Consider the following 767-nt stretch of genomic DNA (forward strand, 5'->3'; position numbering starts at 1 on the left):
GGAGCGGAAGCCGGCAGTGACGGCTTTTTTCCATCGATCGTGGTGGATAATCTCGGGGCAAGATCGGCGATGCTCTCAGCCGTGATGAAACTGTCGGATGGGAACATCACTAAATCGTCGTGACCGGATGGATTGCGCGCAGATGCGCGGCGGCGGGGGATGTCGCGCCATCATCCCTCTACGACCTGGCGCTCGCACCACAGCGTTGTGCCAACATCCCCGGTGAAAGTCCGCCAGTCGACAAGGCATTTTCCGGGGACGGTCGTGAGGAGCGGTACACCAGCGATGATCGCATCAATAAATTCGTCGCGCAGGCCCCCGCCGAACCTCCTTCTTGGACAATTTGTTAATCACGAGGAGATCGACGCCGCTTGATCGCGTGGGCCACCACAACGGTAGCATCGGTAAGCCTATTAGCACCAAGCTTGCAGAACATGGCGCCGCTGCCGGGTGTGCTCGCATATCGAAATCTCGTGCCCCGTCGCAATGTCCAGCGCGAGCATGGTTCTCATGCCGTCGCGCCCTTCAGGTTTGCTGAACGAAGCCGCCGACGTGCACGCCTTGCCGCATGAGACTCCTGGGGTAAGTCGGCGAGCAGCTCACAAGCGTCCTGTTTCGCCGGTAGAGGATTGCCGCGACGCGCTTCGGATCGATGTCGGCAAGCTTGGTGATCATGACCGTGATCCTCTGGGCCGTGTGGACAGTTACCTTATCCAGAGCAGAGTGGCGGCAATGGCGACGACGGCGAAGTAGTTTCGCGCGGTCTT

Annotated in this window: 2 protein-coding genes; both read right to left on the reverse strand. The window is 59.8% G+C overall.

The annotated features are described in order from the left end of the window. Positions 1–170: 170 nt before the first annotated feature. Positions 171–314 (reverse strand): DUF2478 domain-containing protein, encoded by a 144-nt coding sequence (locus AAFX91_RS42130; RefSeq protein WP_394570405.1) that lies wholly within the window; start codon positions 312–314, stop codon positions 171–173. A gap of 211 nt (positions 315–525) precedes the next feature. Next, on the reverse strand, positions 526–767 hold a 242-nt coding region (locus AAFX91_RS42135; protein ID WP_394570404.1), incomplete at its 5' end, for a hypothetical protein.

The sequence above is a fragment of the Bradyrhizobium sp. 31Argb genome (assembly GCF_043638955.1).
In the GTDB taxonomy this organism is placed as follows: domain Bacteria; phylum Pseudomonadota; class Alphaproteobacteria; order Rhizobiales; family Xanthobacteraceae; genus Bradyrhizobium.